Annotated in this window: 8 protein-coding genes; 4 read left to right on the top strand and 4 right to left on the bottom strand. The window is 61.9% G+C overall.

What is annotated here, in order from left to right:
- The first annotated feature begins 2 nt into the window (after positions 1-2).
- The 4 genes from EDY99_RS16500 to EDY99_RS16485 are packed head-to-tail and all read left to right on the top strand — an operon-like array spanning position 3 to position 9693.
- A complete protein-coding gene (locus EDY99_RS16500; RefSeq protein WP_123061933.1) occupies positions 3-5978 on the top strand; it encodes an alpha-2-macroglobulin in 5976 nt (1991 codons plus the stop codon).
- Positions 5979-6027: 49 nt separating this feature from the next.
- Positions 6028-8376, top strand: coding sequence for a penicillin-binding protein 1C (gene pbpC, locus EDY99_RS16495; RefSeq protein ID WP_101453822.1), 2349 nt, complete (start codon positions 6028-6030; stop codon positions 8374-8376).
- 60 nt (positions 8377-8436) lie between these two features.
- Positions 8437-9207: a tRNA pseudouridine(65) synthase TruC gene (gene truC / locus EDY99_RS16490; RefSeq protein WP_042785783.1), complete on the top strand. Its 771-nt coding sequence runs from the start codon at positions 8437-8439 to the stop codon at positions 9205-9207.
- Positions 9208-9240: 33 nt separating this feature from the next.
- Complete coding sequence (locus EDY99_RS16485; RefSeq protein ID WP_033644870.1) at positions 9241-9693, top strand: flavodoxin; 453 nt, start codon at positions 9241-9243, stop codon at positions 9691-9693.
- Positions 9694-9750: 57 nt separating this feature from the next.
- Here the strand turns inward: EDY99_RS16485 and EDY99_RS16480 are convergent, their stop codons facing one another.
- From EDY99_RS16480 to map, 4 genes are all read right to left on the bottom strand, one after another.
- Positions 9751-10140 (bottom strand): DUF3461 family protein, encoded by a 390-nt coding sequence (locus EDY99_RS16480; RefSeq protein WP_004931929.1) that lies wholly within the window; start codon positions 10138-10140, stop codon positions 9751-9753.
- Positions 10141-10269: 129 nt separating this feature from the next.
- A complete protein-coding gene (gene dapD, locus EDY99_RS16475; protein ID WP_004931932.1) occupies positions 10270-11094 on the bottom strand; it encodes a 2,3,4,5-tetrahydropyridine-2,6-dicarboxylate N-succinyltransferase in 825 nt (274 codons plus the stop codon).
- A gap of 42 nt (positions 11095-11136) precedes the next feature.
- Entirely contained in the window at positions 11137-13800 is a 2664-nt protein-coding gene (gene glnD, locus EDY99_RS16470; protein ID WP_033652507.1) for a bifunctional uridylyltransferase/uridylyl-removing protein GlnD, read from the bottom strand.
- A 73-nt stretch (positions 13801-13873) separates the two neighbouring features.
- A complete protein-coding gene (gene map / locus EDY99_RS16465) occupies positions 13874-14668 on the bottom strand; it encodes a type I methionyl aminopeptidase (protein ID WP_028127527.1) in 795 nt (264 codons plus the stop codon).
- Positions 14669-14935 lie beyond the last annotated feature (267 nt).

The following is a 14935-nucleotide window of genomic DNA, read 5'->3' as shown; positions in this document are numbered from 1 at the left end:
TAATGGATTTATTAAGGTTTATCCTTCGTTTGCCTTTTACCCTGGTTAAGGGCGTTTGCCGCCTGTTGGGTGGGGTCTTGTCGCTGTTGGGGCGGTTGCTGAGACCGCTGGTCGGCAACCTCAGCTGGCGCGCGCCGGCCTGGTGGGCTGCGCTGCCGCGCGGTTTTCTGCGGCTGGAAAGCGGCGTGGATAAACATCCGAAAGCGATCGGTCTGGGCCTGCTGCTGCTGGCAGGCGCCGCGGGCGGCGCGTTTTACGGTTGGCACTGGTGGCAAAATCGGCCTCAGCCGATCGAACCGGCGCCGATGGTGGTTCAGGAGGTCAGCGCATCGCTGGCTAACCCCGCGCCGATAGATTACACCGCCGCCCGGCAAGCGCCACAAACGGTGAGTCTGGCCTTCAGCGGCTCGGTCGCGCCGATCGCCGCGGTGGGCAAAACCGTGAGCGCCGGCATCACCCTCAAACCGACGGCGGAAGGGCAGTGGGCGTGGAACAATGAATCGACGCTGGTGTTCACGCCGAAAAAGCCGCTGCCGATGGGCGCGAAATATGACGTGACCCTCGAGCCCGCTACCTTGCTGGCGCCGCAGGTCAAACTCGCCAAAACCCGCTATGCCTTCACCGTGCCTGCGTTCGGCTACCGTCTGGGGCAGGCCGAGTACTACCGCGATCCGCAGAATGCGCAGAAACGCAGCGCGATTTTCAATCTGCAGTTCAACGCGCCGGTCGACGTCGCCAGCTTTGAAAAACAGATTTCGCTGGGATTGAAAGAAGGCAGCGCCACCTCCGAGAAGAAGCTGAATTTCTCTCTGGTATATGACGAGAAAAAACTGAACGCTTGGGTGCATTCCGAGCCGCTGCAGGCGCTGGATCAGGGCGGCGCGGTACATCTGACCGTCGGCAAGGGCGTTAAATCGACGGCGGCCGGCAACGCGGTCGAAGAGGCGAAAAGCAACTGGGTCAAGGTTCCTACCCTGTACAGCCTGGCGCTGAGCGACGCCAGCGCCCAGGTGGTGGACACCGACGGCGGCAAAGGGCAGCGTGCGCTGGTGGTTGGTTTCAGCGATGCGGTGAAGGATAAAGAGCTGGCGCGAGCCGCGAAAGCCTGGCTGCTGCCGCAGCACGATCCGAGCGATGCCGAGGCCGCCAATGATGCTGAAGACTTTTACCCATGGACGGTAGACAGCGTCGGCAAGAACGTGCTGGCGCAGGCGACGCCGCTGCCGTTGACGCTTAACGAGGCGGAAGAGGCCTATCAGCCGCAGTTCAGCTTCCGTTTTGACGCCCCGGCGCACCGCTTTATGCTGCTCGAGATCGATAACCAGCTGATCTCCGCCGGCGGTTACAAAATGCCGAAGAAGGTTTATCGGGTGGTCGAAGTGCCGGAGTTCCCGAAATCGCTGCAGTTCATGTCGCAGGGCTCGCTGCTGTCGGTCAACGGCGACAAGCAGATCAGCGTGGCGGCGCGCAACGTGGCGGGCCTGCGGCTGGACATCAAGCGGGTGATCCCGAGTCAGCTGCAGCACATTGTTTCCTTCAAAAGCCGGGAATACTCGTCCACGGAATTCAACCGGCTCAACGATGAGTATTTCACCGAGCATTTCAAATACCAGACGGCGCTCAACAACGAGCGGCCGGGGGAAGTGAACTATCAGGGCATCGATCTTTCCCGCTATCTCTCCACCAACGCCAGTTCCCATCGTGGGGTGTTTCTGTTGACGCTGTCGGAATGGCAGCCGAATCGCAAACCGGCGGCGGAAGAGGCGGGTGCCGAGCCAGAACAGGAACCGGACGAGAGCACCGGAGATGATCAGCCCGACGTTGGCGATTCGCGCTTTGTGGTGGTGACCGATCTGGGCATCGTCGCCAAGAGCTCGCAGGATAAGACGCGCGACGTCTTCGTGCAGTCGATTCAAAGCGGCGCGCCGGTCAGCGGCGCCAACGTGTCGGTAGTGGCCAAAAACGGCGTGACGCTGCTCAGCCAAACCACCGGGGCCGACGGCCACGTGCGTTTCCCGGCGCTCGACGTGTACACCAACGAGCGCCAGCCGGTGATGTTCCTGGTGGAAAAAGAAGGGGATGTTTCCTTCCTGCCGACCGGCAGCTATAACGATCGCGGGCTGGACTTCTCGCGCTTCGACGTCGCCGGGGAGCAAACGCCGACCGATCCGCGTACGCTCGGCAGCTACCTGTTCTCCGATCGCGGCGTTTATCGACCGGGGGATACTTTCAATATTGGCCTGATCACCCGCGCCGCCGACTGGCGCGTTGGCCTAGCCGGCGTGCCGGTGCGCGCAGAAATTCGCGATCCGCGCGACAAGCTGATGACCACCGTGCCGCTGACGCTGAGCGCTAGCGGTTTCAACGAGCTGAGCTATACCACCGATGAAAACTCGCCCACCGGCGAGTGGAACGTCTATCTGTATCTGATCGGCAAAAACAACGATACCTCCACGCTGCTCGGCCATACCGCGGTCAATGTGAAGGAGTTCGAGCCGGATCAGCTGAAAGTGAAGCTGGCGCTGACGCCGAATCGCCAGCAAGGCTGGGTCAAACCGTCCGAGCTGAAGGCCAGCATCGATGTGCAGAACCTGTTCGGTACCCCGGCGCAGGATCGCCGCGTGACCACCAGGCTGACGCTGCGGCCGATGTATCCGAGCTTCGATCGCTTCCCGGATTATGCGTTCTATGAAAACCGGCAAAACAGCGACGGGTTCGAAACCGAGCTGGAAGATCGCACCACCGATGAGCACGGCGCGGCCGAAATCCCGCTCGATCTGAAATCTTACGCCGACGCCACTTATCAGCTGCAGCTGTTGTCGGAGGCGTTCGTTGCCGGCGGCGGTCGCTCGGTGGCGGCTACCGCCCGTACGCTGGTTTCGCCTTACGATTACCTGATTGGGGTGAAGGCCGACGGCGATCTGGGCTACATCAATCGCGATGCGGAGCGGCATCTGAATGTGATCGCCATTGATCCGGCCTTGAAACAGATCGCCATGCCGAACCTGAAGCAGGTGCTGATCGAACAGAAATACATTTCGGTGCTGACCAAACAGGATTCGGGCGTTTACAAATATCAGTCGAAGATGAAGGAAGTGCAGCTCTCGGAACAGCCGCTGGCGCTGGGCGATCAGGGCGCGGATCTGCGGCTGGCGACCGATAAGCCGGGCGACTTCGTGCTGGTGATCGAAGATGCGCAGGGCAAGACGCTCAACCGCGTCGCCTACAGCGTGGCCGGCAACGCCAACCTGAGTCGTTCGCTGGATCGCAACGCCGAACTGAAGCTAAAACTCAACCAGGCGGAATACCAGCCCGGTGAAGAGATCGAGGTGGCGATTAACGCGCCCTATACCGGCAGCGGCTTGATCACCATCGAGAAGGACAAGGTTTACGCCTGGCAGTGGTTCCACACCGACACCACCAGCTCGGTGCAGACGATCCGCGTGCCGGCCGGCATGGAGGGCAACGGCTACATCAACGTGCAGTTCGTGCGCGACATCAACTCCAGCGAGATCTTCATGAGCCCGCTGAGCTATGGCGTGATGCCGTTCAAGATCAGTACCAAGGCGCGCCAAAACAGCCTTGAGGTGACGGCACCGGAGGTCATCAAACCGGGTGAAAACCTGACGATGACGGTCAAGACCGATGCGCCGCAGCAGGTGGCGCTGTTCGCCGTCGATGAGGGTATTCTGCAGGTGGCGCGTTATCGCCTGAAGGATCCGCTGGAGTTCTTCTTCAGCAAGCGCGAACTGAACGTGAGCAGCTCGCAGATCCTCGATCTGATCCTGCCGGAATTCAGCAAGCTGATGGCGCTGACCGCGGCGCCGGGCGGCGATGCGGGCGAAGGGCTGGATCTCAACCTCAACCCGTTCAAGCGCAAGCGCGATAAGCCGGTGGCCTATTGGTCCGGCATTACCGAGGTCAGCGGCGAGAAACAGTTCGTCTATCCGGTGCCGGATTACTTCAACGGCAAGATCCGCGTCATGGCGATTTCGGTGACGCCGGAGAAAATCGGCAAGGCGCAAACCGCCGCTACGGTGCGCGACAGCTTCATCATGACGCCGAACGTACCGGCGATGGTGGCGCCGGGCGACGAGTTCGACGTCAGCGTGGGCGTCAGCAACAACCTCGAAGGGCTGAACGGCCAGTCGGTGGCCATCAACGTTCTGTTGACGCCGCCACCGCAGTTGGAGGTGGTGGGCAACGCGACGCAAAGCCTGACGCTGACGGAAAAACGCGAAGGCGTGATCGCCTTCCGTCTGCGCGCCAAAGCCGTTTTGGGCGATGCGCCGCTGGTGTTCGACGCCCGTTACGGCGACCAGGCCAGCCGTCGCACCGTCAGCACCTCGGTGCGGCCGGCGGCGCCGTACCGTACTCAATCGGTGATGGGGCGCATGAGCGGCGGCAGCCAGAACGTCGATGGCCTGCGCCAGATGTTCGACGCTTTCGCGCAGCGCCGGGCGGCAGTGTCGAATTCGCCGCTGGTGCTGACCAGCGGGTTGGCGCAATACCTGGCGGATTATCCGTATTACTGTTCCGAGCAGATCGTCAGCCGTTCCATTCCGCTGATGTTGCAGAGCCGCCATCCAGAGATGAAAGGCAGCCTGAGCCAGGCGGAAGTCAGCAAGCAGCTGCGCAACCTGCTGGGCGTGCTGCGCGCCCGTCAGAACGACAGCGGGGCGATCGGCGCCTGGCGTTCGTCGCCGGATGCCGATCCTTTCGTCACGCCTTATGTGGTGCAATATCTGCTCGAAGCCAAAGCGGCGGGTTACGCCCTGCCGGAAGGCATGCTGGACGAAGCTAACGGCGCGCTGCGCGAGCTGGCGGCCAGCGGTTTCGATGATCTGTATCTGCTGCGCCTGCGTAGTTGGGCGGTCTACCTGCTGACGCTGCAGGGCGAAGTGACCACCAACTCGCTGGCGGCCGTGCAGGATACGCTGCAAAAACGCTATGGCGAAGGGTGGAAAACCGATCTGAGCGCGCTGTATCTGGCCTCTTCCTATCGCTTGTTGAAGATGGACGACGAAGCCGCCGCGCTGTTGCAACCCAGCTGGCAGCAACTGAGCAAAGCCTATGACAGCGCCTGGTGGACGCAGAACTATTTCGATCCGCTGGTGCAAGATGCAACGCGTTTGTATTTGATTACCCGTCACTTCCCTGAGAAGGTGGCGTCGATTCCGCCGCAGGTGCTGGAGAATATGGTCAAGGCACTGAAGGAGGAGCGTTACACCACCTACTCCTCTGCAATGAGCATCCTGGCGCTGGAAAGCTATTCGGCCCAGGTGGCGGCGCAATCCGCCAATGCGGACGCGTTAGGCATCGTGCAGGTGGGCAAAAGCGGCGGCGACCCGCAGCGCATCAGTGAACTGCAGGGGCTGTTCGTTCAGGGGCAGTTCAACGCCGATGCCACCGCCGTGCGCTTCACCAACGGCGGCAGCGCGCCGGCCTGGTATGTGGTGACGCAGGCCGGTTACGATCTGAACGCGCCGCAAAAAGCGCTGTCGCGCGGGATTGAGATCGTCCGCGAGTACACCGACGAACAGGGCAAACCGGTGACGCAGGTGACGCTGGGGCAGAAGATCAACGTCCATCTGAAGGTGCGCGCCAACTCGAAAGAGGGGCAGAGCAACCTGGCGATTGTCGATCTGCTGCCGGGCGGGTTCGAAGTGGTGCAGCAGACGCCGCCGGAACCGGCCGATGCCGGTGAGGAGAGCGACGATCGCGGCGGCTGGCAGTCGCCGCTGGCCGCCACAGGCTCCACCTGGGCGCCGGATTACAGCGACATCCGTGAAGATCGGGTGATTATCTACGGCAGCGCCGGCACCGAGGTGCAGGAGTTCGTCTATCAGATCAAGGCCACCAATACCGGCAGCTTTATTATTCCACCGGCCTACGGCGAAGCCATGTATGACCGAGAAGTGCAGGCCATGTCGGCCGGCGGCGGCAAGCTGGTGGTGGTGCCGGCGGGCAACGACTAGGCCGTATCCGGCGCCAGGCCAGCGTCTGGCGCCGGAATGCTGAGAACGTATGAAGATCCTGACCGGGCGCGTGCTGCAAAACGGCTTGATGGCGGTGTTTTTACTGGCGCTGCTGTTGACCGCAATTCGGCTGTGGCCGCATCCGCCCCTGTGGCAGGGGCTGCCGCAGTCTTCCGTTTATTACGACAGGCACGGCGCGCTGCTGCGCATTACGCTGGCCAACGACGATCGCTACCGGCTGTGGACCCCGCTGGAGCAAGTGTCGCCGCTGGCGGTGCGCGGGTTGCTGCTGCACGAAGATCGTTGGTTCTACTATAACCCCGGCTTTAACCCTGTCAGCCTGATGCGCGGTTTCTGGCGCAGCTATGTCGCCGGCGGCAAAATGCAGGGCGGTTCGACCATCAGCATGCAGCTGGCGCGGATGCGCTGGCATCTCAATACCCGTACGCCGGGCGGCAAGCTGCTGCAGGTGCTGCTTGCGGTGCAGCTGGAACTGAGCTACTCCAAGCGCGATATCCTGGAAGCCTATTTGAATTACGCGCCCTACGGCCGCAACATTGAAAGCATCGGCGCCGCCAGCCTGATCTATTTCGCCAAGCCGCCGCGGGAGTTGACTCTGCCGGAGGCGCTGACGCTGGCGGTCTTGCCGCAGTCACCCAGCTACCGTCTGGAGCCGAAAACCGGCGTGCTCGGCGCGGCGTTGACGCAGGCGCGCAATCGTCTGTTCCAGCGTTGGCAGCGGGTTTACCCCACCGACGCCAGCCAGCAAACGCTGTTCCGCCTGCCGTTGGCGCTGCGGCAGCCTGAACAAGTGCCTTATATCGCACCGCACTTTATCGAACAGCTGCGCCTGCAGACGCAGCAACTGGTGCAGCGCGATACCCGCGTAGACACGACGCTGGACGCCGGGCTGCAGCGGCTGGTCGAACGGCAGGTCAACGCTTTTATCGCCCGCAACCGCAGCCGCGGCATCCAAAACGCCGCGGTGCTGCTGGTGGACAGCCGCGATATGGGGGTGCGCGCGCTGGTGGGCTCGGCGGACTATTACAATCGTCCGATCCAGGGGCAGGTGAACGGCACCAACGCCAAGCGTTCGCCGGGATCGACGCTGAAGCCGTTCATCTACGCGCTGGGCATGGAGCAGGGCGTGCTGCATCCGATGACCATTCTGAAAGACGTGCCTTCGTCGTTCGGCGCCTATGCGCCGGAAAATTTCGACCGGCGTTTTCTCGGCCCGGTGACCGCCACCGACGCGCTGAATTTCAGCCGTAACATCCCGGCGGTCTATGTCGCCTCACAGCTGCGTCAGCCGACCTTTTATCAGTTTTTGCGCCTGACCGGCGTCGCCAATATGGCCAATGAGAGCCACTACGGACTGTCGCTGGTGCTGGGCGGCGGCGAGGTGACGGCGCAGGAGCTGGCGAAGCTGTACGCGTTGCTGGCGAACCGCGGCGAGCTGCGGCCGCTGCGATTGCGGCTGAACGAGGGTGAACCGAGGCCGGTGCGGCTGTTGAGCGAGGAGGCCAGTTTCATCACGCTGGATATGCTGCGCCAGCACCGGCGGCCGGGCGATACGCTGGCGCAGCGTTCTTCGTCGCTGCCGGTGTACTGGAAGACCGGCACCTCATGGGGCTTTCGCGACGCCTGGAGCGTCGGGATTTTCGGCCCTTACGTGCTGGTGGTGTGGGAAGGCAACTTCGATGGGCGCGGCAACAATGCGTTGGTCGGCGCCGAGGCGGCCGCGCCGCTGTTTTTCAATATCATCGACAGCGTCAACGCCAGCTATCCCGCCCTGCGGGAACCGAAACATCCGTTCCCCAAGCGGCTGCGGCGGGTAGACATCTGTCTCGCCAGCGGCGATCTGCCGACGCCGTGGTGCCAGCAAAAGGGCAAGACCTGGTTCATTCCCGGCAAGTCGCCGATCAAGGTAGACAGCGTCTACCGGCCGGTGGTGCTGGATATTCACAGCGGCGAGGTTGTTTGCCCGCCGTATGACGCGGCGCAGACCCGCACCGAAATTTTTGAATTCTGGCCTTCCGATTTGGCCAACGTGTTCGCCCAGGCCGGGCTGCCGAAGCGGGCGCCGCCGGTCAATCGCTGCAAGGACAACGGCATCGCCGTCGGCGGCAACGCGCCGCGCATCACCTCGCCGTTGAAAAACACCACTTATACCCTGCGCCAGTCGCAACAGGGACGGGACAAAATCGCCTTCAATGCGGTGACGGACGCCGACAGCAAGACGGTGTACTGGTTCGTCGACGATATCTATCTCGGCAGCAGCGCCAGCAAAAAACCGATCGACTGGCGGCCGATCAACAACGGGCGCTACCGCATTCGGGCGGTGGACGATCGCGGCCGCGCCGATACGCGCCTGGTGACCATCGAATGGGTGAACTAGCGTTGCGTCTCATGCCTGTTATACTCGCGCCCGAAACGGCTATTGACCTGGGAATGCGATGTGATTGAGATTTTGTATCAGGATGAACACCTGGTGGCGGTGAACAAACCGTCGGGCTGGTTGGTGCACCGCAGTTGGCTGGACCGTCATGAAACTCGCTTTATGATGCAGACGGTGCGCGATCAGCTCGGGAAGCACGTCTTTACCGTGCACCGTCTCGATCGTCCGACGTCCGGCGTGCTGCTGATGGCGCTCTCCAGCGAGGTGGCGCGCCTGCTGTCGCAGCAGTTCGAGCAGCATCAGGTGCAGAAAACCTACCATGCGGTGGTGCGCGGTTACGTGCAGGAGGAGGCGACCCTCGACTACCCGCTGACGGCGGAGCTGGACAAAATCGCCGATAAACATGCCGATGCCGACAAGGGGCCGCAGCCGGCCGTGACGCACTACCGGCCGTTGGCGCAGGTAGAGATGCCGGTGGCCGTCGGCCGCTACGACAGCGCGCGTTACAGTCTGGTGGAACTGCAGCCGGAAACCGGCCGCAAACATCAGCTGCGGCGCCATATGGCGCACCTGCGCCACCCGATCATCGGCGACAGCAAGCACGGCGATCTGCGGCAGAATCGCGGGATGGCGCAGCATTTCGGTTGCCCGCGCCTGATGCTGCACGCCAGCCATCTGCAGCTGACGCACCCGGTGACCGGCGAGCCGCTGCAGGTAACGGCGCGCTGGGACGAGGCCTGGCAAGGGGTGATGGCGCAGTTCGGCTGGGCGGGGGTATTCCCTGAACTTGCCGGGGTTGAGTTTAGCGCGGCTAACGGTCAGGATAGCTGACAATTTTTAAAGGTAATGAAGGGAGTAGGAGCCATGGCTCAGGTTGGTATCTTCGTGGGAACGGTCTACGGCAATTCGCTGCTGGTGGCGGAAGAGGCGCAAAACATCCTCAGCGAGCAGGGCCATGAGGTCAAACTGTTCGAAGAGGGCACGCTGGAGGCCTGGCAGTTTTATCGTCAGCACTACGCGCTGGTGATCACCTCCACCACCGGGCAGGGCGATCTGCCGGACAGCATCGCGCCGCTGTTCCACGCTATCCGCGATCAGGTTGGCTATCAGCCGGAGCTGCGCTATGGGCTGATCGCCCTCGGTGACAGCAGCTATGACCACTTCTGCGGCGCCGGGCGCACGTTCGATGCGCTGCTGCAGGAACAGGGCGCCACCCGCGTTGGCGAAGTGCTGGAAATCGATGCGATGGAACAGCCGGAGCCGGAAGTGGCCGCCTGCCCGTGGGTCGAGCAGTGGGGCACGCTGCTGCAGTCATAACGTAAAAAGGCGCCGCAAAAGGGCGCCTTAACGATGATGCGGGTCAGCCGATCCGCATTATTTGCCGCGGGTGAGTTTTTCCAGATCGGCTTCGATCTCGGCAATCTTGTGCGACACCACGCCTTCGAGATGGCGCAGGTCGTCGAGGATTTTACGCTTCAGATCCACTTCCACCTGATCGCGCTGACACAGCTGATCCAGCTCGTCGATCACGTAACGCAGGTTCGGGTTGATCTCGTGAATTTCCTTGTAGCCCTGGCCGGCGTTGTCCGCCACCACGGTTTTACGCTGGCGCGGATACTTGAACTTCACGCTCTTGGCGAAGAACTCGCCCTTGTCCTTGCGGAAATAGATCTTGAGGATGTCGTTGTTGGCCTCTTGACGCAGGCTATAGCGATCGACGTCTTCCGGTTGATTGATGCCCAAACTCTTCAAGTTATCGTACATACTGCGCCCTCTTTAGATGTGATCGTTATATTCCACGACTGCGATTATGGCGGAAAGCGAGATCTGCGACTGTGACTGCCAGCGAAACGCAGACAAAAAAATAGCGGGTGAATCACCCGCTATTTCAATTTAGTCGATAGTACGCAATAACTCATTAATGCCGACTTTACCGCGCGTTTTGGCGTCGACTTTCTTGACGATCACCGCGCAGTACAGGCTGTAAGAACCGTCTTTCGACGGCAGGTTGCCGGAAACCACCACCGAGCCCGCCGGCACGCGGCCGTAATGGATTTCGCCGGTCTCGCGGTCATAGATGCGGGTGCTCTGGCCGAGGTAGACGCCCATCGAAATCACCGAGCCTTCTTCCACGATCACGCCTTCCACCACTTCGGAACGCGCGCCGATGAAGCAGTTGTCTTCGATGATGGTCGGGTTGGCCTGCAGCGGCTCCAGCACGCCGCCGATGCCGACGCCGCCGGACAGGTGAACGTTTTTGCCGATCTGCGCGCAAGAACCGACGGTGGCCCAGGTGTCGACCATGGTGCCTTCGTCGACGTAGGCGCCGATGTTAACGTAAGACGGCATCAGCACGGTGTTGCGAGCGATGAACGCGCCCTGGCGCACGGTGGCCGGCGGCACGACGCGGAAGCCTTCCTTCTGGAAGCGTGCTTCGTCGTAGTCGGCGAATTTCATCGGCACTTTGTCGTAGTAGCGGGTTTCCGCGCCGTCCATCACCTTGTTGTCGTTGATGCGGAAAGAGAGCAGCACGGCTTTCTTCAGCCACTGGTGGGTGACCCATTGACCGTCGATCTTCTCGGCGACGCGCAGGGCGCCGCTGTCCAGCAGGCCGATCACCTGGTTTACCGCTTCGCGCGTTACGGTGTCTACGTTCGCCGGGGTGATGTCCGCACGGCGTTCGAAGGCGCTTTCAATAACGTTCTGTAATTGCTGCATGCTGTTCTCTTTCCTGATGTTGTCGGTAAAAAGTTACTTGTATCACATTTTATCGTTTGGGGTGAGGGCCTCTGTCAACCGTTGCTCCAACTTTCTGCGCGTTTCTTGGTCGAGCGCGCGCCGCTCGCCGTCGGCCAGGATAAACAAATCCTCGACCCGCTCGCCGATGGTGGAAATGCGCGCGCCGTGCAGCGACAGCCCCAGATCGGCGAACACTTCGCCCACCCGCGCCAGCAGGCCGGGTTGGTCGAGCGCGGTCAGCTCCAGGTAGCTGCGGCGATCGGTGTGGGTCGGCAGGAAAGTGACCTCGGTCGGCACGCTGAAGTGGCGCAGCTTGGAAGAGGGGCGGCGCACGCGCGGCGGCTGGTACTCCCGCTGGGTGATGGCCTGCAGCAGCGCCTGGCGGATCGCCGCGTGGCGATCCTGCGCCAGCGGGCTGCCGTCCGGCTCCAGCACGATAAAGGTGTCCATCGCCATACCGTCGCGGTTGGTGAAGATCTGGGCGTCGTGCACGCTCAGGTTGCGGCGATCCATCTCCCCGGCGACGGCGGCGAACAGATAAGGACGATCCGGGCTCCAGATGAAGATCTCGGTGCCGCCGCGCGTCGCCTGGCGGCTGACCAGCACCAGCGGCTGGGTGGAATCGTGGGCCAGCAGATGGCGGGCGTGCCAGGCCAGCTGATTCGGCGAGTGGCGCAGGAAATAGTCGGCGCGGCAGCGGCTCCAGATGCGGTGCAGCGCCTCTTCGTCGATGTTGTCCATGCGCAGCAGCGCCAACGCCTGCAGCCGGTGGTGGCGCACGCGTTCGCGCAGATCCGGGCTGTTTTGCATGCCGCGGCGCAGCTGTTTCTCGGTGGCGAAATACAGCTCGCGCAACAGGCTCTGCTTCCAGCTGTTCCACAGGGTTTCGTTGGTGGCGCAGATATCCGCCACCGTCAGGCATACCAGGTAGCGCAGGCGAGTTTCGCTCTGCACTTCGCTGCTGAACTGCTGGATCACCGTCGGATCCTGGATATCGCGGCGCTGCGCGGTGACCGACATCAGCAGGTGGCAGCGCACCAGCCAGGCCACCAGTTGGGTTTCTCGCGAGTTGAGGCCGTGCAGCTCGGCGAACTCCACCACGTCCTCCGCGCCGAGGATCGAGTGATCGCCGCCGCGCCCTTTGGCGATATCGTGGAACAAGGCCGCCAGCAGCAGCAGTTCCGGGTGCGGCAGGCGCGGATACAGCTCCACGCACAGCGGATGGCGCGGCCGGGTTTGCGGATCGGCGAAGCTCTCCAGCTTCTGCAGCACCCGGATAGTGTGTTCGTCGACGGTATAGGCGTGGAACAGATCGAACTGCATCTGCCCGACGATCTTGCCCCACTGCGGCATATAGGCCCACAGCACGCTGTGACGGTGCATCGGCACCAGCGCGCGCGACACCGCGCCGGGATGGCGCAGGATGGCCATGAACAGATCGCGCGCTTCCGGGATGGTGCACAGCGGCTGTTTCAGGTGGCGGCGCGCGTGGCGCAGCTGGCGCACGGTGGTGGAGTAAATGCCTTTGATCTCGCGGTTGCGCACCATCAGGTAGAACATGCGCATGATGGCTTGCGGCTCGCGGATGAACAGCGTTTCGTCACGCAGATCGATCAGATCGCCGCGCAGTTGGAAATCGTCGTTCAGCGGACGCGGTTTTTCGGTGGCGTCCAGCGCCAGGATGGCTTCGTCGAACAGCTGCAGCAGCATGTGGTTCAGCTCGCTGACGCGCCGCGTCATGCGGTAGAAGTCTTTCATCATGCGCTCGACCGGCTCGTTGCCTTCGCCTTCATAGCGCAGAAGCTGCGCGACGCTGAGCTGGCGATCGAACAGCAGACGGTTGTCGTAACGCGGCAGCACCAGGTGCAGCGCAAAGCGGATGCGCCACAGGAAGCTCTGGCATTCGTTCAGCTCGTTGCGTTCGGCCTGGGTGAGAAAGCCGAAGCCGACCATTTCGTCCAGCGAGGTGGCGCCGAAGTGGCGGCGCGCCACCCACAGCAGCGTGTGGATGTCGCGCAGGCCGCCGGGGCTGCTTTTGATATCCGGCTCCAGGTTATAGCTGGTGCCGTGGTAGCGCTGATGACGTTCTTGCTGCTCGTTGATCTTGGCGTGGAAAAACTGCGGCGAAGGCCAAAAGCCGTCGCTGAAGATATGTTTTTGCATCTGCAGGAACAGCGCGACGTCGCCGCAGATCATGCGCGATTCGATCAGGTTGGTGGCCACGGTCAGATCCGCCAGCCCTTCCAGCAGACACTCTTCCAGGGTGCGCACGCTGTGGCCCACTTCCAGCTTGAGATCCCACAGCAGGGTGATGAATTCGCCGACCCGCTGCGACTGTTGCTCTGTCAGCCGGCGCTGGCTGAGCACCAGCACGTCGATATCCGACAGCGGGTGCAGCTCGCCGCGGCCGTAGCCGCCGACCGCCACCAGCGCGGTTTCCGGGATATCTTCAAAGCCGTAGAACGTCCACAGCCGGCGCAGCAGGCGATCGATGAAGTCGCTGCGCGCCGCCACCAGGCTTTCTGCACTGGAGCCGGCGTCGAACGCCGCCGCCAGCCACAGCTGAAACTGTTCCAGCCGCTGTTTCAGCACCGGGCAGGTGAGCTCGTCGTCGCCGTAGGCGCTGGGGGAGGCGGGCGGCATCGGCACGGCCGGGGCCGCCTGTTGAAGAAGATTGTCAGACATAGTGCGCAGCCCATAAAAAAGGCCGGCATAAGCCGGCCTGGTGATATTCTGCACGCGGCGTTCGCCGCGGTGCTTACATCTCGTGCGTAATGATGTTGGGGATGGTGTCATCCTTGCGCAACGTCATTATCTCGCAGCCGTTATCAGTCACCACAATAGTATGCTCATACTGCGCCGACAAGCTGCGATCTTTGGTTTTTACCGTCCAGCCGTCTTTCATGGTGCGGATGCGGTAGTCGCCGGCGTTGACCATCGGTTCGATGGTGAAGGCCATGCCCGGCTGCAGCACCACGCCGCCGTCGTCCGCGTCATAGTGCAGCACCTGCGGCTCTTCGTGGAACACTTCGCCGATGCCGTGGCCGCAGTACTCGCGCACCACGGAGAACTTCTCGGCTTCGACGAATTGCTGGATAGCCTTGCCCAGGGTGCGCAGACGGATGCCCGGTTTGACCATCTTCAGCGCCAGATACAGGCTTTCCTGAGTAACGCGGCACAGGCGCTCGCCCAGAATGGTCGGTTTGCCGACGATGAACATCTTCGAGGTGTCGCCGTGAAAACCGTCTTTAATCACGGTCACGTCGATGTTGACGATGTCGCCGTCTTTCAGCGTTTTGTCGTCGCTCGGGATGCCGTGGCACACCACTTCGTTCACCGAAATGCACACGGATTTCGGGAAGCCGTGATAGCCGAGGCAGGCGGAAATGGCCTGCTGCTCGTTGGTGATGTACTCGTGACAGATACGGTCCAGCTCGCCGGTGGTCACGCCAGGTTTGACGTGCGGCTCGATGATCTCCAGCACTTCGGCGGCCAGGCGGCCGGCCACGCGCATTTTTTGGATGTCATCAGGTGTTTTAATTGAGATTGCCATGAAATTCGTCCGCAGGTGTCGTTATCGTCGACAATAAGAAGCAGTGACTTATGGTATCAGCCCGGCCGGGGGCTGCCAAATTTCATTTCCTGACGCCCGGCGAAACGCAACAAAAGTTGGTGTCGGCGGCGGGTTTATGGTATAAAGCGCGCCGGCGATCCGTGTCTTGGTTCTTGTGACCTGGCGGGAATGAGCCGAAAATACTTTAACTGCACTCATTTTGTGTAAATAACACACACGTATCGGCACATCCGCCGGGGTGCCCTG

It is taken from the genome of Serratia sp. LS-1 (assembly GCF_003719595.1).
GTDB classification, from domain to species: Bacteria; Pseudomonadota; Gammaproteobacteria; order Enterobacterales; family Enterobacteriaceae; genus Serratia; species Serratia ureilytica.
Note: the sequence above shows the minus strand (reverse complement) of the source record. Positions and strands in the feature narration are given on the sequence as shown.

Excerpts from the sequence above, each read along its gene's own strand:
- EDY99_RS16500 (WP_123061933.1), top strand. The coding sequence starts at position 3 with ATGGATTTATTAAGGTTTATCCTTCGTTTGCCTTTTACCCTGGTTAAG.
- pbpC (WP_101453822.1), top strand. The coding sequence starts at position 6,028 with ATGAAGATCCTGACCGGGCGCGTGCTGCAAAACGGCTTGATGGCGGTG.
- EDY99_RS16485 (WP_033644870.1), top strand. The coding sequence starts at position 9,241 with ATGGCTCAGGTTGGTATCTTCGTGGGAACGGTCTACGGCAATTCGCTG.
- EDY99_RS16480 (WP_004931929.1), bottom strand. The coding sequence starts at position 10,140 with ATGTACGATAACTTGAAGAGTTTGGGCATCAATCAACCGGAAGACGTC.
- dapD (WP_004931932.1), bottom strand. The coding sequence starts at position 11,094 with ATGCAGCAATTACAGAACGTTATTGAAAGCGCCTTCGAACGCCGTGCG.
- glnD (WP_033652507.1), bottom strand. The coding sequence starts at position 13,800 with ATGTCTGACAATCTTCTTCAACAGGCGGCCCCGGCCGTGCCGATGCCG.
- map (WP_028127527.1), bottom strand. The coding sequence starts at position 14,668 with ATGGCAATCTCAATTAAAACACCTGATGACATCCAAAAAATGCGCGTG.